Source organism: Curtobacterium sp. PhB172, assembly GCF_003752545.1.
Taxonomy (GTDB): Bacteria; Actinomycetota; Actinomycetes; order Actinomycetales; family Microbacteriaceae; genus Curtobacterium.
This window is the reverse complement of record NZ_RKIF01000007.1, coordinates 1-19,482: the sequence shown is the minus strand read 5'-3', so window position 1 is coordinate 19,482 and position 19,482 is coordinate 1. Positions and strand designations below refer to the sequence as shown.

The 19,482-nt window shown below is 72.3% G+C and carries 15 protein-coding genes; 6 read left to right on the top strand and 9 right to left on the bottom strand.

Translation table 11 applies throughout. From position 1 onward, the window contains the following. Positions 1–33: 33 nt before the first annotated feature. The 5 genes from EDF42_RS07240 to EDF42_RS07220 all read right to left on the bottom strand — a co-directional run bounded on the left by EDF42_RS07240 (position 34) and on the right by EDF42_RS07220 (position 3,703). The gene (locus EDF42_RS07240; protein WP_123671898.1) at positions 34–903 is read right to left on the bottom strand and encodes a PrsW family glutamic-type intramembrane protease; all 870 of its coding nucleotides are present in this window, start codon (positions 901–903) and stop codon (positions 34–36) included. A 120-nt stretch (positions 904–1,023) separates the two neighbouring features. Next, positions 1,024–1,854, bottom strand: a complete 831-nt coding sequence (locus EDF42_RS07235) for an SDR family NAD(P)-dependent oxidoreductase (protein ID WP_123671897.1) — start codon at positions 1,852–1,854, stop codon at positions 1,024–1,026. A gap of 136 nt (positions 1,855–1,990) precedes the next feature. Beyond that, complete coding sequence (locus tag EDF42_RS07230; protein WP_123340269.1) at positions 1,991–2,542, bottom strand: cysteine hydrolase; 552 nt, start codon at positions 2,540–2,542, stop codon at positions 1,991–1,993. Between the two features lie 62 nt (positions 2,543–2,604). Further along, positions 2,605–3,129, bottom strand: a complete 525-nt coding sequence (locus EDF42_RS07225) for a hypothetical protein (RefSeq protein WP_123671896.1) — start codon at positions 3,127–3,129, stop codon at positions 2,605–2,607. A 16-nt stretch (positions 3,130–3,145) separates the two neighbouring features. Continuing rightward, positions 3,146–3,703 carry a hypothetical protein gene (locus EDF42_RS07220; RefSeq protein ID WP_123671895.1) on the bottom strand — a complete coding sequence of 186 codons (558 nt, stop codon included), beginning with the start codon at positions 3,701–3,703 and terminating at the stop codon, positions 3,146–3,148. Positions 3,704–3,849: 146 nt separating this feature from the next. Between EDF42_RS07220 and EDF42_RS07215 the strand changes: the two genes are divergently transcribed. Next, entirely contained in the window at positions 3,850–5,028 is a 1,179-nt protein-coding gene (locus EDF42_RS07215; protein ID WP_123671894.1) for a sensor histidine kinase, read from the top strand. Then, positions 5,025–5,687, top strand: a complete 663-nt coding sequence (locus tag EDF42_RS07210; protein ID WP_123340229.1) for a response regulator transcription factor — start codon at positions 5,025–5,027, stop codon at positions 5,685–5,687. Before EDF42_RS07215 ends, EDF42_RS07210 begins: the two co-directional genes overlap by 4 nt. On the opposite strand, the gene EDF42_RS07205 is transcribed toward EDF42_RS07210, so the two are convergent. The 3 genes from EDF42_RS07205 to EDF42_RS07195 form a co-directional block, all read right to left on the bottom strand. Further along, the gene (locus EDF42_RS07205; RefSeq protein WP_123671893.1) at positions 5,580–6,377 is read right to left on the bottom strand and encodes a hypothetical protein; all 798 of its coding nucleotides are present in this window, start codon (positions 6,375–6,377) and stop codon (positions 5,580–5,582) included. The two genes, EDF42_RS07210 and EDF42_RS07205, sit on opposite strands and share 108 nt — an antisense overlap. Then, positions 6,377–7,393 (bottom strand): zinc-binding dehydrogenase, encoded by a 1,017-nt coding sequence (locus EDF42_RS07200; RefSeq protein ID WP_123671892.1) that lies wholly within the window; start codon positions 7,391–7,393, stop codon positions 6,377–6,379. Before EDF42_RS07200 ends, EDF42_RS07205 begins: the two co-directional genes overlap by 1 nt. A gap of 266 nt (positions 7,394–7,659) precedes the next feature. Beyond that, positions 7,660–8,760, bottom strand: coding sequence for a VanZ family protein (locus EDF42_RS07195; protein ID WP_123671891.1), 1,101 nt, complete (start codon positions 8,758–8,760; stop codon positions 7,660–7,662). 57 nt (positions 8,761–8,817) lie between these two features. Here EDF42_RS07195 and EDF42_RS07190 point away from each other — a divergent pair, with 57 nt between their 5' ends. The 4 genes from EDF42_RS07190 (at position 8,818) to EDF42_RS07175 (ending at position 16,241) form a co-directional block, all read left to right on the top strand. Beyond that, positions 8,818–9,714, top strand: coding sequence for a serine hydrolase (locus EDF42_RS07190; RefSeq protein WP_123671890.1), 897 nt, complete (start codon positions 8,818–8,820; stop codon positions 9,712–9,714). 90 nt (positions 9,715–9,804) lie between these two features. Continuing rightward, a complete protein-coding gene (gene mtnN / locus EDF42_RS07185; RefSeq protein WP_123340234.1) occupies positions 9,805–10,515 on the top strand; it encodes a 5'-methylthioadenosine/S-adenosylhomocysteine nucleosidase in 711 nt (236 codons plus the stop codon). A gap of 434 nt (positions 10,516–10,949) precedes the next feature. Beyond that, entirely contained in the window at positions 10,950–12,935 is a 1,986-nt protein-coding gene (locus tag EDF42_RS07180) for a potassium transporter Kup (RefSeq protein ID WP_185040816.1), read from the top strand. Between the two features lie 204 nt (positions 12,936–13,139). Continuing rightward, complete coding sequence (locus EDF42_RS07175) at positions 13,140–16,241, top strand: choice-of-anchor G family protein (RefSeq protein ID WP_123671889.1); 3,102 nt, start codon at positions 13,140–13,142, stop codon at positions 16,239–16,241. Between the two features lie 649 nt (positions 16,242–16,890). Here the strand turns inward: EDF42_RS07175 and EDF42_RS07170 are convergent. Further along, positions 16,891–19,317, bottom strand: coding sequence for an excinuclease ABC subunit UvrA (locus EDF42_RS07170; protein ID WP_123671888.1), 2,427 nt, complete (start codon positions 19,315–19,317; stop codon positions 16,891–16,893). Positions 19,318–19,482: the final 165 nt, after the last annotated feature.

The window sequence follows — 19,482 nt, the reverse complement described above, 5'->3', positions numbered from 1 at the left end:
CTGCACCAGAAGAGAAGCTACCGGCGGAGCCGGTCATCGGTGTGCTGAACCGTCGCCCTGCAGCCGCCGCACCTGCGGCCGGAACCAGAACACGAAGACCGCGACGACGTACAGGGCTTCGAGGACGATGCTGGCCGGCACGTTCCAGTCGCGGACCGGCCCGTCGATCACGGCGTCGTTGAGGCCGTGGATCGCGGCGGCGCCGAGGTACGCGAGCACGCCGACACCGATCGCCCTGCCCGTCGGCAGCGTCTTCGCGGCGAGCCAGATCAGGACCGCTGCGCCGACGGTGATCAGGGGGTGCGAGACCTCGGCGATGATGCGGACGATGACGTCCATCATCATGACGAACGGCGCATCGGACGGAGCCTCCGCGCCGTCGAGGATCGGGTCGAGCGAGGTGATGATGTAGCTGATGCCCTCGAGGAACCCCAACCAGGCGGCGGCCACGAGCACCAACCACGCGCCGAGCCTGGGGGAGCGGTAGGTGCGCGAGGACAGCAGCAGGATGACGGGCACCAGGAGCTTCAGGAACTCCTCGACGAGCCCGGGCCAGATCAGGCCGCCGGGCAGCAGGCTGGCGATGCCGTTCAGGCTCCCGGCGAGCAGCATCGCGATGGTCCCCCAGACGAGGCCGAGCCACAGCGCCTGCACGCGGTGGGGCAGACCGGCCAGGGAGACCTTCTGCCGGAAGTGCCAGCCGATGGCCACGAGCGGGACCCCGATGCCGATGATCGCGGCGATGACCACCACCACGAGCGAGTAGGGCGGCAGGCCGTCCCCGACCGTGGCCTCGCGGCCGCCGGAGAGCATCAGGCTGCCACCCCAGTACCCGAGGAGAGCACCGGCGGCAGTGCCCGCGAGGCCGACGATGAGTGGTGCGGTCCCACGGGGTCGCGTCATGGGAACGAAGCTACCAGCGGGCACGACGCCCTTCAGGTGCTCCGCGCCGTCGGCGACCTGGTCGCGTGGAACCCGCGGGACCGGGACTCGGACGTGTGCGCGATCGCGGAGCGCGCCCGGTCAGACCGCGTGCAGCATCGCCACGCTCCGGTCCCACAGCTCTCGGGCCAGGTCGGCGTCCTCGGCCTGCGCGTTCGGTGCCGCCACCTTGCGCTTCACGTAGTACTCGCCGGTCGGGTAGTCGCGACCGGGGGTGTTGTCGGCCAGGTACACGAGTGTGTCGGCGCCCTTCTCCGGGCTCGTCAGGAACACGTGGCGCAGGGGCGTGTGGTACACGAGGTACATCGGCGAGGTCTTGTCGTTCGAGAACCCGGTGCTGATCGTGCCGGGGTGGAACGCCGTCGACGTCACACCTCGGTCGCGGTACCGGCGGTCGAGTTCCTTGGTGAACAGGATCTGTTCGAGCTTCGAGTCGCCGTAGGCCTTGGTGGCCCGGAAGTGCCGCTCGGCGTCGAGGTCGTCGATGTCGACGCGGCCGAAGAGCTTGTTCGCGACGCTCGAGGTGTTGATGACCGTTCCGCCGGACGCGACGAGCCGGTCCATCAGCAGCTCCGTGAGCAGGAACGGCGCCAGGTAGTTGACCTGGAACGTCAGCTCGTGACCGTCGACGGTGACCTGGCGGCCCGCGCTGAAGATGCCGCCGGCGTTGTTGGCCAGCACGTCGATCCGCGGGCAGCGCACGAGTAGGTCGTCGGCGAGCCCCCGGACGGCGGACAGGTCCGAGAAGTCGGCCACGAAGTGGTCGACGCCGAGGTCGCGGGCCACCCGCTCGGTCTTCGCGGGGTTGCGACCGACCACCACGACCTCGTTCCCGCGGCGGACGAGCTCCCGCGCAGCGGCGACGCCGATGCCGTCGCTGGCGCCGGTGATGACGATGGTCTTCGCGGCCATGGGTGCTCCTCGGGTCGGGGCGAGCGTGCGCTCGGCTCCGTCCGTCCTACAGGGTCGGCCCTGAACGGTGCAGGTGACGGACGGGAGGCACGTGGCGGGCCCGCCACGGGCCTCCCGTCCGCCGCCCGGTCGCCGCTCAGGCCGCGCCCGGCCCCGCCAGGTCGGCTGTCTGCACGACGACGCCGAGGGCGGGGAACACCGACCGGAACCGGGCGGCATGGGCGTCCGGGTCCGGGTCGTTCGTGGCGTCCTCGACGAGGACGACGTCGTAGCCCAGGTCGTACGCGGCCCGAGCCGTGGACTCGACGCCGAAGGTCGTCGCCTGGCCGACCACGACCACCTCGGTGACGCCGTCGGCGCGCAGCCGCTCGTCGAGGCCGGTGCCGGCGAAGGCGCTCCACCCGCCGCGGGTCAGGTTGCCGTCGGCGTCGGCCCGTTCGAGCAGCAGGGAGCCGTAGGCGACCGGAGCCGGGCGGGGGCCGCCGCCGTACTGGGTCGCGCCTGCCGGGGTCGTGGCGGGGTCGTGGCGGATGAACACCACCGTGCCGCCGCCGCCACGGGTGACGCGGGCGAGGGTCTCGACGTTGGCCACGACGGTCTCGACGGGGTGGGTGCGCTGGTACGGCGCGGTCCCGGCCTGCAGGTCGACGACGATCAGGGCGGTGTGTTCGGTGCGGGTGCGGGTCACCGGTCCAGGGTGCTCGACCGTCGGGCGCGGCGCGTACTGCGTCTGCGGTATCCCGGTCGCGGTCACCGGCCGGTCGGTGGGTGCGTGCACGCGTCGATCGCGGCGTACTCGCGGCTGAGTGCGGTCTGGTTCCGCTCGGTGCGCCACGACCGGATGCCGGGCGCTGCGGCCACGGCGGCGATCCACACGCCGGCACCGACGAGGACCGGCACGAGCGTCGGGTCCCCGCCGAGGGCGAGCAGACCGCCGAGCGCGACCGCCAGCACGGCGACCGCGGAACCGGCGATGTCGACGACACCGGCGAGCCGTGCGGGCTGCTGCTCGAGGGCGGCGATCCGGGTAAGTGCACGCTCGGCACGACGCTCGAGGAGCGGTCGTGCCGGGTCGGGGCGGGTGCGCAGACGCTGGAGCAGCAGGGACGTCGTGCCGAGCCGTCCGCCCTGCACGGTCACCGTCCAGCCGAACTGCTCCAGGGTGTGCCGGTGGAGCGGCACGAACGCGGTCGGTGCGTACAGCACCCGGGTCTCCAGGTGGCGGGGGGTCGGCGCGTGCAGGACAGCGCCGGCCCGGGCGGTGGTGTTCGTCATCGGGCTCGGGCCGCGCTCAGGCGGTCCGGCGGCGACTGGCCGCCTCGCACGCGCCGTAGACGACGTCGAACTGGCGGTCGACGGCCGGACGGATCCGCTTGGTGCGCGCCGCGCGGACGAGCTGGAAGGCCACGGGAGCGATCGCCCAGTTGACCAGGCCGCCGGCTCCGACGAGGAACACCGTCACCGGGTCGAGCCCGCCGAGCAGGTCGGGGACGGCCACGGTGTCCTGCATCGCGAACACCGAAGCGGCCAGCAGGACGCTGCCGATCGCGCCGAGGGCGTACGCGACCACCGACGCCGCGGTCGTGCGGGACCGTTCGAGGGCGTCGATCGTGGCCAGGGCGGTCTCGGCGTTCTGCTGGAGCTCGGTCAGTTCGACGGAGCGGACGGCACGGTCGCGGCGGAGGCCGAGGGTGCGCCGGCGGGTCGGTCCGACCGTTCGGTCCGAGCCGTCGGGCGTCCAGCCGAAGTTGCGGTAGGTGTCCGCGTACAGGGCGTCCTTGCCCCGTGGGACCTCGACCGTGCAGTAGTCGTAGGTCATGGGGGTTGTGTTCGTCGTGGTCAGCGTCATGGCGGTACCTCCGGTCGGTGCCGGATCGTTCCGGCCTGGTGTCGATCGTCCCGGGGACGGGCCGCGGGCAGATCCCCGATCGGTGGTACCCCCGACTACTGCGTTCGCAGTAGCCGGGCCGTTGACCCGCACGACAGGATGAGTGCATGCGGCGACTGCGGGCGATCTGGGGTTCGTGGCGTCCGGACGACCGCTGGGTGTTCCGCGGCACGGCCGCCGTCGTCCTGCTCGCGTGCGCGATCGAGTCTGGTCGGGTGATCGCGGCCGACGCCGGACCGGGGCCCGGCATCGCGGTCGCTGCGACCGTGCTCGCCGTCGTCATGGCGCCGTGGACACCGTGGGCGGCGCTCTGCCTCGCCACGATCGCGCCGGTGCTCGGAGGACTGTCTGGTTGGTCGCCGATCGTGACCTGGAGCTGCGCCGTGCTGCTGCTGTTCGCGGTGTCCTCGCGGGAAGGGCACCCGGTCCGCGCCGCGGCGATCGTCGCTCCCGGTGTGGTCATCGGCACGCTCCTCGCGCCGGGAGAGGGCGGTGCGGCGCCGACCGCCCTCGGCGCCCTCATCTCCGTCGTCGCCGCGGCGGCCATCGGCTCGGGGCTGCGGGTGCAGCACCAGTACCGGGCGTCGTTGGAACAGCGCGCCGCCGATGCCGTCGCCACGCGGGAACTCGAGGCCGAACGCCGCGTGGCCGAGGAACGCGTCCGGATCGCGCGGGACCTGCACGACGTCATCGGGCACGAGATCGCGGTGGTCAGCATGCAGCTCGGGGTCGCCGAGGTCACCCTGCCCGCCGGGGCCGACGAGGCCCGGCGCGCGCTGGACGCCGCCCGCGATGGCGTGCGGAACGTCCTCACGGAGACGCAGCACGTCCTGACGGTGCTCCGTTCGGCGTCGGGCAGCGATGCCGACCTCGACGACCCGACGGCACCAGCCCCCGGCATCGAGCAGCTCCCCGGACTCATCGCGTCGTACGAACGGATCGGCCTCGACGTCGATGCCCGACTGGACGACATCGGCCCGGTCTCCGCGCCGATCGGTGTGACGGTCTACCGGGTGTTGCAGGAGTCGCTCACCAACGCCCACCGGCACGGCGAGGGCCGGACGACCGTCACCCTCGCCCGTGCCGGTGACGACCTGGTCCTCGAGGTCCGCAACCCCCGCCGGCGGACCCCGGCGAGCGACCTCGTCGCAGGCCGGACCGGCGGGCTCGGCCTGGTCGGCATGCGCGAACGCGTCGCCGCCGTGGAGGGGTCCGTCCAGGCCGCGGCGGACGGCGTGCTGTTCGTCGTCCGCGTCCACCTGCCCACCGCGAACGGAGCACGATGACCACACGAGTGATCCTGGTCGACGACCAGGACATGATCCGACTGGGGCTCCGTGCGATCCTCGACCGGCAGGACGGCATCGAGGTCGTCGGCGAGGCCGCAGACGGGCTCGCCGCGGTGCAGACGGCGCTGTCGGTCCCGGCGGACGTCGTCATGATGGACATCCGGATGCCGGGCATCGACGGGGTCGAGGCGACCCGACGGATCCGCGCGGAACGCACCGCCGAGCAGGTGCGCATCGTCATGCTGACGACCTTCGACCAGGACGAACTCGTCTTCGCGGCGCTGCGTGCCGGGGCGAACGGGTTCCTCAGCAAGGCCGCGGGACCCGCAGAACTCGTCGCCGCGATCGAGGAGGTGGCAGCGGGCAGAGGGGCGCTGTCCGCGGCGGCCGCAGCGGCGCTCATCGGACAGGTCGCCCGCACCCCCGCGTCCTCCGTCGACCCGGAGATGACCCGGCGCTTCGAGGCCCTCACCGCTCGCGAGCGCGACGTCGTGGTGATGGTCAGCCGAGGTCGGGGCATCGACGCCATCAGCGCCGAGCTCTTCCTCTCACCACTCACGGTCAAGACCCACGTGAACCGGGCCATGGCGAAGGTCGACGCCCGCGACCGGGCCCAGCTCGTGGCGTTCGCGTTCCAGGCCGGCCTGGTCGACTGAGGTCGGCGCCGGCCCAGGCGCCGGCGCTTCCGGGAACCGTCGCAGCGCCATCGCGAGCCCGATCACCGCAGCCACACCGCCGAGGAACACCCCGCTCGCACCCGTGGACGCAGCAGCGTCCTCAGCGCTGCCCGCGAACGAGAGCAGGGCCGACTGGGTCAGCACGAGCAGGATCACCGCGGCGGCGACGTTCACGAGCTTCGTCGCCTCGACGAGTGGTTCCCCGTCCTTGCGTGCGGTCACCGCACCCCAGACCCCGATCCCCAGCTCCGCGAACGTCGCCGCCGCGATGACGATCGCCACCCACTTGTCGTAGTGCACGGGGTGCGCCCGCCCGACGAGCATCGGCACGCTGCACCCGACGAACACGATCGACATCGCGGTCACCGCACCCCCGATCCACCGGTGTCCGGCCTGCCGGAACCGCATCCGGTCGCCGTTCGCCGCGTCGAACGCGAACGACAGTCGGTGCCGACGGACGGCCCAGACCTTCGCGGCCGCGACCCCGAGCGTGAAGACCACGGTCGCGGCGAGGAACAACGAGGGAGCCGCCCAGAACAGGACGACCTTCCACCCCGCCATCACGAGGCTGCTCGGCACCGACAGCACGGCGAGCACGAGCCCGCGCCGCGGCCGGTCCCGCCACACCGTGACGGCGTACTGCACGGCGACCTTCCTCGTCAGGGGCATCAGTCGAACGTGACGACGACCTTGTCGGCCGCGCCCGGGGTCGCCGCCACCCGGAGGGCCTCGAGCACGTCGCTCGCCGGGAAGACGTCGCTGACGATCTGCGCGTACGCCTCGGGGTTCGCGATGATGTGCTCGGTGACGTCGAAGATCTCGGTCGGGTACCCCATCGCGGTCACGATCGTCGGCTCGACGGCCAGCAGGTCACCGAAGTCGACCTCCACGGGCCGCTTGTGCACGGCCACGACGCCGATCGTCGCGCGGTGCTTCGCCAGTCGCAACGCCGTCTGCACGGTGGCGGGGACCCCGGCGGCGTCGAGCCAGACGTCGGTGCCGGCCTTGCCACCGTGCCCGACGCCGTCTCGTGCTTCGCCGTGCAGGGCGATCAGGCGCTCGTCGAGCGGTTCCTCCGCCGAGTTCACGACCGCATCGGCCCCGACGAACAGGGCCTTCTCGAGCCGCGAGGCGATCACGTCGACGACGACCACGTGCCCGACGCCGAGCGCCTTGTAGCTGATCACGGCGCCCAGCCCGATCGGGCCGGCACCGAACACGACGACCGTGTCGCCCGGTTGCGGCGCGGTCCGGTTCACGGCGTGCAGGGCGACCGCCATCGGCTCGTTGAGCGCGGCCACCTGCCAGGGCAGGTCCTTCGGGACCAAGGCGACGCTGGTGCCGAGCACGGCCTGCTCGACGAGCAGGAACTCGGAGAGCCCGCCCGTGGGGCCGCCGTTGCCGATGATCCCGCGTGGGTCGCCCATCGGGTTCACCACCACGTGGTCGCCGACGGCGATGCCCTCGACCGCGTCGCCGACGACGGCCACCTCTCCGGCGACCTCGTGTCCGAGTGGCGTGTGCCCTTCGCGCGGCGGGATGCCGCCGCGCGCGGCGTAGAAGGCGTCGGAGCCGCAGACCCCGCACGCCTTGACGGCGATCAGGACGTCGGCGGGGCCGACCTCGGGGGCGGGCTCGTCGCGGATCTCGACGGATCCGGGGCCGGTGACGACGACGGTGCGCATGGTGCTCCTCACGGCACGAGCACGGGCGGCTCGGGACGGAACCATCTGACCAAGACGGCGACCGACGCACGTACTGCGATCGCAGTAGCGCCGGGTCATCGGACGGGAGGCACGTGGCGGGCCCGCCATGTGCCTCCCGTCCGCTCTGGTCGACGGATCGTGGCCGCCGTCAATGGCCCTCGGGGCCACCAGAAGGGGCGCATGCGTTCATTCCTGCTCTCGTTGGTAACAGTTACGACCGAAACAGAACCAAGGCCACGGACCTTCTACCGCTCCTCACTTGCTCTTGTCTGCTCGATGCGCTCGTCCACCACGTCCACCCGCGCCAGCACGTTCGCGAACCCGCGCCGCCCTCGGGTGGCGAACAGCCCGATGACGGCTGCGACGGCGAGAGCGAACGCCAGCAGGCCGGTGAAGGGCACCGCGGCGGCGGTGGCCGTCGCCCACCCGCCGGAGCCCGCGGCCCACCGCACCAGGCGCTGCCAGGCCGTCGGCCGCGGCTCCGGTCGGAGCCGGACGACCGCCTCGCCGAGCGTGCGCCCGGACGCGAGCACCACCACCAGCTGGACCGCCGGTGCGACGAAGGGCAGCGTGGCGAGCAGGACCCGCGCGAGCGTGGAGTTCAGGTCCTGCCCGGCGAGGGCGAACGACAAGCTCGTGATCGACACCAGCGCGCCGGTGGTCAGCACCATCGCGAGCAGGTCGCAGAACATCCCGAACCCGCGGCGCCAGATCGTCACCCGGCGGGGCAGGTCCGACGACGGCTCGCCCCGGTGCCGGACGAGCACCCAGAGCACGGGGGAGACCAGCGTGCCGACGAGTGCTCCGGTGGTGTTCGCGAGCAGGTCGTCGACGTCGAACAGTCGGTACGAGCACGGGTACAGGAACCAGTCGCCCGTCAGCTGCGTGCACTCGATGAGCAGCGAGACCAGGAACCCAGCGACGGTCCCGACGACCACCCCGGCCAGGAACCGTCCGTGCAGGAACACGTGCCGGACGAGCATGCCGAGGGGCACGAACAGGATGACGTTGAAGACCACCTGCGCGGCAGCCGGGTTCGCGAGCAGTGAGCGGGGACCGGAGAGCCCGCCCTCCTTCGCGACGTCCCCGACGAACGCGAACGGCGTCAGCTGCGGGCCCGACGCGGTGCGACAGATCGACGCCACCTCGCTGGTGTCGGGCAGGGGCAGCAGTGTGTACGTGACGAGGGCGAGGCCGTAGACGACCGTGGCGAACGCCAGCACCGCGTTGCCGACACCGAGGGTGCCCCGGCGTCGGTACTGCAGCGCTGCCCACGGCACCAGTCCGGCGATCGCGATCGCGGACCCGACGAGCAGCGCGATGACGGCTGGTGTGGCGGAGGTCATCCCTCGACCCTAGAGAGCCGTCGGGCACGAGGGCTGTGGCGCACGAGAAGATGGGGTGTGACCACCGCGACCAGCATCCTCGACGCGATCGTCCGGCATGTCGACGACACCGGCTTCGGCGCCCACGGCCTGCACATCCGCACCGGTAGCGGCACCGCGGACGACGTCGCCGAGCACCGCTGGACGCCCGACGTGCGCGAGGAGATCCACTCCGCGGCGAAGGGCGTCTGCGTCCTCGCCACCGGGATCGCCGCCGACGAGGGCCTGGTGGACGTCGACGAACCGATCGCCGCTTCGCTGCCCGGGTTCGAGTTCGGTGACGGCGTCGACCGGGTCACCCTCCGGCACCTGCTCACGATGACCAGCGGGATCGACATGCCCTGGTCGGCGACGGAGCTGACCGACTGGCCGGACCTGGCGGCCGAGTTCCTGCGACGGCCCTCGCGGGGGCGCGTGTTCCAGTACGCCAACGTCAGCACCTACACCGCCATGCGCGTGCTCGAGACCCGCGTCGGCGACGTCGGCGCGTTCGTGTCCCGACGGCTGTTCGACCCGCTCGGCATCGAGGACGTGGAGTGGCTGCGCTGCCCGAACGGGTACGTCGCCGCCGGCGAGGGACTGGCGCTCCGGACCGAGGAGCTCGCGCGCCTCGGCCGGCTCATCCGCGACGGCGGCGTGGTCGGCGGGCAGCGCATCGTCGGCGCCCGCTGGTGCGACGCGATGCACTCCGACTGGGTCGAGCGCGAGGGGACCGGACCCGGGTACCACCGCTACGCGATGGCCGGCTGGGGCGGTCCGGGGCAGCTGTGGCGGCTGCACGGGGCGTACGGGCAGATGCTGCTGTTCGACGACCACCCCGACGGCGACACCGTGGTCACGATCACCGCCGACGACCACTTCGGCGCCGACGCCATGGCCTCGTTCGTCGCCGAGGAGCTCGCCCGGCAGCGGTAACCGGTAGCCGTAGCCGGCAGCGGCAGCGGCAGCGGTAGCCGGCGGCCGTCGCTGGCGGCCGTCGCGTCCTCGCCGTGCGAGGATCGATCAGTGCAGGAACAGACGCCCGTCGCGATCATCATCGCGGCCATGAGCGAAGAGGTCTCCGCCTTCGCCGACCTGTTCGGCGGGGTCCCGATCCTCGACGGCCCCGTCGGAGGCCACGACCCGCACCAGCTGCTCGACATCGGCGGCGCCACCGTGGCCGTCCGCCGCAGCGGCATCGGCTTCACGAACGCGACAGCCGCCGTGGCACACGGCTTCCACGACTTCGGACCCGGCATCCCCGTGATCAGCGTCGGGACCGCCGGCGGCCTCATGCACGGCATCGCGATCGGTGACGTCGTCGTCGGCGACCGCTACGTCAACCTCAACGCGGACGCCACCGCGTTCGGCTACGCCCTCGGCCAGGTGCCCGGCATGCCGACCGGGTACGCCCCGGACGCCCGACTGGTGGAACTGGCGATGGCCGCCGACATCGCCTGGCCGCTGCGCTCGGCGACGATCGGCTCGAGCGAGGTCTTCGTCACCGAGGGGCGCGCCCGGACGCTCCGCGGTGCCTTCCCCGACGTGGCCGCCGTCGACATGGAGTCGGCCGCCATCGCCCAGTTCGCCCACGTGCACGACATGCCGTTCGTGTCGGTCCGCTGCATCAGCGACCTCTGTGCCCCCGACGGTGCCGAGTTCCGCGAGCACCTGGACGGCGCCGCGGCGCGCGCCGCCCGCGTGGTCCACGACCTGGTGCGCGGCCTGCGTCCCTGAGACCCGGCCCACCGTCGGACGGGAGGCGCGGTGCGGGCCCGCTCCGTCCCTCCAGGCACGGCCGTCCCGCCGCTGGCGCGTCGCGCCGGAACCGGCTGGTGGGGCCCACCTCCCGTCCGCCCCGCGCGCACGTCGAGAGCCGCGGTGCTGCCCGCGAAAGCGACAAACCTGCGGCACGGGGCACCGTCCGGTCCGGCATCGCGACAGATCTCCGCGAACAATTCGCGGCACGCTGTCGCTTTCGCGGCTGTGGACCCGGCCCACCGTCGGGCGGGAGGCGCGGTGCGGGCCCGCCACGGGCCTCCCGTCCGCCCCGCGCGCACGTCGAGAGCCACGGTGCGCACGCATGTGCGCCACCTGCGAGCGCATCCCGCGCACGGTGCGATGATGAGCGGCGGCCGTCGCCCGGACGGCCGGAGACGGAAGTGCCGAGCGTGACCGAGACCCGCTCCGAGACCCCGACGGAACCGTCGAAGCCGACGGACCAGACCACCGCCACGACCGAGGCCACCGACGACGGTGGCCACGGCCCGCGCAAGGGCGTCGCCGTCCTGGCGCTCGCCGCACTCGGTGTCGTGTTCGGCGACATCGGGACGAGTCCGCTCTACGCCCTGCGCACGGTGTTCACGATCGACGACGGCCTGGTGAAGGCGAACCAGGAAGACGTCTACGGCGTCATCTCGATGATGTTCTGGAGCATCACGATCATCGTCTCGATCAAGTACGTGCTGATCCTGATGCGCGCCGACAACGACGGCGAGGGCGGGGTGATGGCGCTCGCCGCCTTGGCCCGCCGGCTCTACGCGAAGCGTCGCGGTGGTGCGGTGATCTTCCTGGTGATCGGCATCGTCGGCGTCTCGCTCTTCTACGGCGACTCCGTGATCACCCCGGCCGTGTCGGTGCTGTCCGCGGTCGAGGGGCTCGGTACCGCGGCGCCGTCCGTCGAACACCTGATCGTGCCGATCGCCGCGGTCATCCTGGTCGTGCTGTTCGCGGTGCAGCGCTTCGGCACAGGCAAGGTCGGCAACCTGTTCGGCCCGGTGATGCTGCTCTGGTTCGTCGTGATCGCCGCCGCAGGCGTCCCGCACATCCTCGAGCACCCCGGCGTCCTGCAGGGGCTGTCGCCGACGTGGGCGATCTCGTTCACCTTCGCGCACCCGTACATCACGTTCGTGGCGATGGGTGCGGTGGTGCTCGTCATCACCGGTGCGGAGGCGCTCTACGCCGACATGGGGCACTTCGGACGGTCGCCGATCCTGAAGGCCTGGTTCTTCGTGGTGTTCCCGGCGCTCGTCCTCAACTACCTCGGGCAGGCGTCGCTGGTGCTGCGCGACCCGTCGGCGGCGAAGGACCCGTTCTTCCTGCTGTTCCCGGACGCGTTGCGACTGCCCGTGGTGGTGCTGGCGACGCTCGCGACGGTGATCGCGAGCCAGGCCGTCATCTCCGGGGCGTTCTCGCTCACCCGCCAGGCGGTCCAGCTCGGGTTGCTGCCGCCGCTCACGATCCGGCAGACCTCGCGGCGGGAGAGCGGGCAGATCTACCTGCCCGCTGTGAACCTGCTGCTGTTCATCGGCGTGCTCGCGATCATGCTCGCGTTCCGGTCGTCGGCGAACCTGGCCACCGCGTACGGGGTGTCCGTCACCGGAGCCCTGGTCGTCGACACGCTCCTGCTCCTGCTCGTCGTCCGCCCGCTGTGGAAGTGGGCCACCTGGAAGCTCGTGGTCGCGGCGGTGGCGTTCGGCGGGCTCGAGCTGACCTTCCTCGCCGGCAACCTGTCGAAGATCATCCACGGTGGTTGGGTGCCGCTCCTCATCGCGCTGGCGGTGATCACGGTGATGACGACGTGGCGCCGTGGTCGGGCGCTCGTGCAGGAGGAACGCAAGGAGCGCGAAGGGTCGCTCGCCGAGTTCATCGACCGCATCAACCACGAGCACATCCCGCGGGTGCCCGGGGTGGCGGTCTTCCCGCACCCGAACAAGGAGACCACGCCGCTGGCGCTCCGGGCCAACGTCGAGCACAACCACGTGGTGCACCGGACCGTCCTGATCGTCTCGGTGCTCACCGCCAACGTGCCGCACGTCCCGCACGCGAAGGCGTTCTTCCGCGACGACCTCGGCTACGAGGACGACGGCATCGACCACATCACGGTGAAGTTCGGGTTCTCGGACGACCAGGACCTGCCGAAGGCCCTGCACGCCGCCTGCCTGGCCGAGGTCCTGGACATCGACCCGGAGGAAGTGCTCCGGGCGTCCTACTTCATCTCCCGCGGAGCCCTCCGTCCGATGCCCGGCAACCGGGGGATGGTGGCCTGGCGCAAGAAGCTCTTCGTCGGCCTCGCCCACAACGCCGCCGACCCCGCAGCACGCTTCGGTCTCCCCGCGCAGCGCACCGTGACGATGGGCAGCGACGTCGAGATCTGACCGCGACGTCGAGATCTGACCGCGTCGTGCACCGGCGTTCTGCATCGGCATCCGCATCGGCATCCGCATCCGCAGAGCGCAGGCCCCCGTTCGGGGGTGATGGTCTTGTGCGCCCGTTCAGGGTTACGCTCATCGGAACCACACCACAGCTGCAGGCAGCATCACCAACTGCCGGACCAGCACCAGGATCAGGAGCGAAGCCACATGAGGCTTGGAGTACTCGAGCGCGCCCAGAAAGACCCACGGGCGTCCACTTCCACCCGATGGTCAGGCCGGAGCAAGGGCGTCGCGATCGTCACCGCAGCCCTCCTCGGCGCCGGCGGCAGCATCCTCGCCGCCGCCCCCGCGACGGCAGCGCCCGTCGCGTCGACCGGGCAGGGGCGCTTCCTCAGCGGCTCCGCGCTCGGCTTGGACCTCGACGACATCCTCACCGTGACCCCGGCGGACGCGGTCAACACCGGTGGGGCCACGGACACCGACGTCCACCCGCTCGACGTCACCGCACTCAACGCGGTCAACGTCAACCTGGGCGGGGGCCTCAACCTGCTCGGGAACAACGGCATCCTCACCCTCGGTGCCGTCAACCAGTACGCCGCCGCCAACGCCGACGGCAGCTCCGTCGCCGCGTCCGGCGCGGTGACGAACACCGGCGGGATCGGCGTCGGCGGCCAGGACGGCGTCCCGCAGTCCAACGCCACGCTCGACCTGTCGGGTCTCATCGGGGCCGACCTGGCGGGCGCACTCGCGAACGCCCAGCTCGAGGTCGGCGCCGTCTCGGCCACCGCTGCGCAGGCAGCCGGCCCGGACGGTGCGCAGACGGGCGACTACGGCATCGCCGGACTCGACCTGTCGCTGACGAGCCCTGCGCTCGGCACCACCGTCTCCGGTCTCCGCACCACCCTCGGCACGCTCCAGCCGACGGTCGACGGCGTCGAGGACACCCTGAACGCACTCGGCCCGCTCGTCCAGGTCCAGGGCCTGCCCGACCTCGTCACGGTGCTCGACTCGGCCACCGGCGACGTCACCAGCGCCGACGGCTCGATCACGGCGAACCTGCAGACCGGTGCGATCACGGTCGACGTCGCCGCAGTGCTGACGAACGCCGGCCTGGACATCAACAACCTGCCAGCGAACACCGAGCTGCTGCCGTACATCACGGAGGCACTCACGACCCAGCTCCTGCCGGCGGTCACCACCGCGCTGCAGGGCGTCGTGACCCAGCTCACGCAGTCGCTCCGCGGGCTCACCGTCACGGTGGCCGGGCTCCCGCTGCCGATCGGTCAGCTCCTCGACGTCGTGAACCCCGTCATCGCGCAGGTCGTCGCCCCGATCAACCAGGTCGTCGCCGGCCTCGGTGAGACGGTCATCACGCCCCTCGCCAACGCCCTGACGACGGTCGTGTCGTTGCAAGCAAACGTGCAGGAGACCAGCGCCGACGGCGTCTTCACCCAGCGTGCCCTGCGCGTCGCACTGGTGCCGGCCGCCGGCACCGCCGTCGTCAACCTCGCCTCGGCTGCGGTCGGCCCGAACGCCGGTCCGCTCGTGGTCCCGACGATCACGGCGCTCGACCCCGACAACGGGCCGGTCGCCGGTGGCACGGTCGTCACCGTCACGGGGACGGGCTTCACGGACGACGCCACGGTGTCGGTCGACGGTTCCGACCCGATCGCGGCGGACTCCGTCTCGGACGACGGCACCGAACTGACCTTCACGACGCCGGCACACGTCGTCGGCACGGTCGACGTCACGGTCACGACGCCCGCCGGTGAATCCGACCCGCTCGACTTCACCTACACCGACGACGCGGCCGTGGTTCCGACGATCACGACGCTCGACCCGGACAACGGGCCGGTCGCCGGTGGCACGGTCGTCACCGTCACGGGGACGGGCTTCACGGACGACGCCACGGTGTCGGTCGACGGTTCCGACCCGATCGCGGCGGACTCCGTCTCGGACGACGGCACCGAGCTGACCTTCACCACGCCGGCGCACGACGCCGGGACGGTCGACGTCACGGTCACCACGCCTGCCGGCACCTCGGACCCGCTCGACTACACGTACAACCCGGCACCCGCAGCGGTGCCGACGCTCACGACGCTCGACCCCGACAACGGGCCGGTCGGCGGCGGCACGCTCGTCACCGTCACGGGCACCGGGTTCACCGACGACGCGACCGTCTCGGTCGACGGGTCCGACCCGATCGACCCGGAGTCGGTCTCCGATGACGGCACCGAGCTGACGTTCACGACCCCGGCGCACGTCGCCGGTCCCGTCGACGTGACGGTCACGACCGACGCCGGGACCTCGGACCCGCTGACGTACACCTACAACCCGGCACCCGCCGGGGCCCCGACGCTGACGGCGCTGGACCCCGACAACGGTCCGGTCACCGGTGGCACGGTCGTCACGGTCTCCGGCACGGGCTTCACCGACGACTCGACGGTCTCGGTGGACGGTTCCGACCCGATCACGCCGGACAGTGTGTCGGACGACGGCACCGAGCTGACGTTCACGACGCCGGCGCACACCGCCGGTGCGGTCCCCGTGACCGTCACCAACGGCTCCGGCACCTCGGCGCCGCTGCCGTACACGTACAACCCGGCCCCGGCCGCGGTCCCGACGATCTCCGCGCTGGACCCCGACAACGGTCCGGCCGCGGGTGGCACGGTCGTGACCGTCACGGGCACCGGCTTCACCGACGACTCCACGGTCTCGGTGGACGGCTCCGACCCGATCACGCCGGACAGCGTGTCGGCGGACGGCACGACGCTCACCTTCACGACCCCGGCGCACGCTGCCGGTGACGTCGAGGTCACGGTGACGACCCCGGGTGGCACCTCCGACCCGCTCGTCTACACCTACAACCCCGCGTCGACCACGACGACCCCGCCGCCGGTGATCACCTCGCCGACGGACGGTGGCACCGTCACGACGCCCAACCCGCCGATCACCGGCACCGGTCAGCCCGGCGCGACCGTCACGGTCACCGACGGCACGGTCGTCGTCTGCACCGCGGTCGTCGCGGCGGACGGCACCTGGAAGTGCACCCCGATCGTCGGCTTCGGCCCGGGAACGGTGACCATCACCGCCACCCAGACCGGCGCAGACGGCACCTCGGCGGCGTCCGACCCGGTGACGTTCACCGTCCGCCTGGCAACCGCCGGCACCGGTGGCGCCGGTGGGACCGGCCCGAACGGGACGCTCGCCTACACGGGCAGCGACCCGGCCCCGGTGATCGCCTTCGCGATCCTGCTGATGCTCGCGGGCGTCGGGCTCACCATCGCCCGCCGATTCCGTCGGGCCTAGTCCGCACCACCAGCAGCGCCCGTCGGGTTCCGTCCCGGCGGGCGCTGCTGCGTGCGTGCGTGCGAGCACGTGTGCGTGCGTGCGGGCACCGTGCGGGTTTCGTCGGCTGGTGCGGGGCGGGCCCGCCGCGGTGCGTGGCGGGCACGGTGCGGGTTTCGTCGGCTGGTGCGGTGTTGGCCGCGTGGTGCGTGTCTGCTGCGCTGCACGGTGCGTGGAAGCGGGCACGGGGTGGCGTGGTCCGCACGGTGCGGACGGGAGGCGCGGTGCGGGGCCGTCACGGGCCTCCCGTCCGCGGGTGGGTACGCGGGCTGGGCACGGTGCGGGTTTCGTCGGCTGGTGCGGGGGCGGCCGCGTGGTGCGTCTCTGCTGCGCCGCACGGTGCGTGGAAGCGGGCACGGGGTGGCGTGGTCCGCACGGTGCGGACGGGAGGCGCGGTGCGGGGCCGCCACGGGCCTCCCGTCCGCGGGTGCGTACGCGGGCCGGGCACGGTGCGGGTTTCGTCGGCTGCGGCGGTGTTGGCCGCGTGGTGCGCCTCTGCTGCGCTGCACGGTGCGTGGAAGCGGGCACGGGGTGGCGTGGTCCGCACGGTGCGGACGGGAGGCGCGGTGCGGGGCCGTCACAGGACGCGCCAGTCCGCGGGTGCGCGCGATCAGAGCCCGAGCTGCTCCCGCAGGTACGGTGCGGTCCGGCTCTCGGCGGACGCCGCGACCTGAGCGGGGGTGCCGGTGGCGACGACGCGGCCGCCGTCCTCGCCGCCGGAGGGCCCCATGTCGATGACGTGGTCCGCACTCGCGACGACGTCCATGGCGTGCTCGACCACGACGACGGTGTTGCCGGCGTCGGTGAGGCGCGCGAGCTGTGCGGTCAGCAGCTCGACGTCGGCGGGGTGCAGGCCCGTCGTCGGCTCGTCGAGCAGGTAGAGCGTGTGCCCGGTGCGCGCGCGTTGCAGCTCGGTCGCGAGCTTGATGCGCTGGGCCTCGCCGCCGGACAGTTCCGGTGCGGGCTGTCCGAGCCGCAGGTAGCCGAGGCCGACCTGGCGCAGGGCCTCGAGCCCGCGGGCAGCGGCCGGCAGCGACGCCAGGAAGGGCGCGGCCTGGTCGACGGTCATGCCCAGGACGTCGGCGATCGACGCCCCGTCCCACTGCACCTCGAGCGTCTCGTCGTTGTAGCGCGCACCGTGGCACTCCGGGCAGGGCGCCCAGCTGCCCGGCAGGAACAGGAGCTCGACCGACACCGAGCCCTCGCCCTGGCACACCTCGCACCGGCCGCCGGCCACGTTGAACGAGAAGCGGCTGGCGGTCCAGCCGCGGGCCTTCGCGTCGTCGGTCGCGGCGAACGCGGCACGCACGGCGTCGAAGAGCCCGGTGTAGGTGGCGAGGTTCGAACGCGGGGTTCGGCCGATCGGCTTCTGGTCGACCTGCACGACGCGGTCGACGAGCGGGTGCGACGTCGCGACGCCGGGCAGGACCCCGCCGACGAGCGACGACTTGCCGGAGCCGCTGACGCCCGTGACCGCGGTGAGCACCCCGAGCGGCAGGTCGACGTCCAGGTCCTGCAGGTTGTGCAGGGTGAGGTCGCGCAGTTCGAGGGTCCCGACGGGGGTCCGGACGGTGCGCTCTCCGTCGGCTCGGTCGCGCGGGTGCAGGAACCGTCGGGTGACCGATGCCTCGACGTCGGCGAGGCCGTCGACGGGGCCGCTGTACAGGACGGTGCCCCCGCCGGATCCGGCACCCGGGCCGACGTCGACGATCCAGTCCGCCCGCCGCACGATGCTCATGTCGTGCTCGACGACGAAGACGCTGTTGCCGCCGGCACGCAGGTCGTCGAGGACCTCGACCAGGGACTCTGCGTCGGCCGGGTGCAGGCCGGCGCTCGGCTCGTCGAGCACGTAGACGACACCGAACAGGCCGGAGCGCAGTTGCGTCGCGATGCGCAGGCGCTGCGTCTCGCCGGGGGAGAGGGTCGGGGTGGCCCGGTCGAGCGCGAGGTACCCGAGGCCCAGGCCGAGGAGCACCTCGACCCGGGTGAGCAGGTCGCGGGAGATCGCGACGGCGACCTCGGTGTGTTCGCCGGACGAGGCGCGTGAAGTCGCGGCACCGGCGTCCGTGATGGTGGCGATCGGGCGCAGGACGTCTGCCAGCGCCGTGAGCGGCAGGCCGTTCAGGTCGGCGATCGAGTGGCCGCCGACCGTCACCGCGAGCGCGGCCCGGGTCAGGCCGGTGCCGCCGCAGAGGCCGCACGGACCAGACTCGACGAACTGCAGCACCTTGGTCCGCTGCGTCTCGCTCTGCGAGTCGGCGAGGGTGTGCATCACGAACTGGCGTGCGCTCCAGAACCGCCCCTTGTAGGGCTTCGCGACGCGGTCGCGCTTCGGGTGGACCTGGACGACGGGCTGCTCCTCGGTGAACAGCAGCCAGTCGCGGTCCTGTCGGGAGAGCTCACGCCACGGCACGTCGATGTCGTAGCCGAGCACCGCCGTGACGTCGCGCAGGTTCTTGCCCTGCCACGCCCCGGGCCACGCCGTGATCGCGCCGTCGCGGATGCTCAACGACGGGTCGTGGACGGCCGAGGCCTCGGTGACCTCGTGGGCGATGCCGAGTCCGTGGCACCGCGGGCAGGCCCCGGCCACGGTGTTCGGCGAGAACGAGTCGGACTCGAGCCGGTCGACGCCAGACGGGTACGTGCCGGCGCGGGAGAACAGCATGCGCATCGAGTTCGACAGGGTCGTCAGCGTGCCGACGGTCGAACGGCTGCTCGGAGCACCGCGGCGCTGCTGCAGGGCCACGGCGGGCGGCAACCCGGTGATCGAGTCGACGTGCGGCGTCGAGCCCTGCGCGATGAGCCGTCGGGCGTAGGGAGCGACGGACTCGAGGAAGCGGCGCTGTGCCTCGGCGAACACCGTGCCGAACGCGAGCGAGGACTTGCCGGAGCCGGAGACGCCGGTGAAGGCGACGATGCGGTTGCGCGGGATGTCCACGTCGACGTCCTGCAGGTTGTGCTCACGGGCGCCGCGGACGCGGATGAAGTCGTCGGGCCCCGGTTGGTCGTCGGTCACGGTCGAGCGGGGAGCGGGCATCTGCTCGATGGTAGGCGGGTGCTGCTGAACGTGGTGAAGGGCCGTCCCGGTTGCCCGGGGCGGCCCTTCACGTGTGGTGCAGTGGTGCGTGTGGTGCGTGTGGTGCGGGGTGTTACTTGATCTGTGCGGTGATGGTGGCGGTGCCGACGAGGAGGCCGCGCTTGA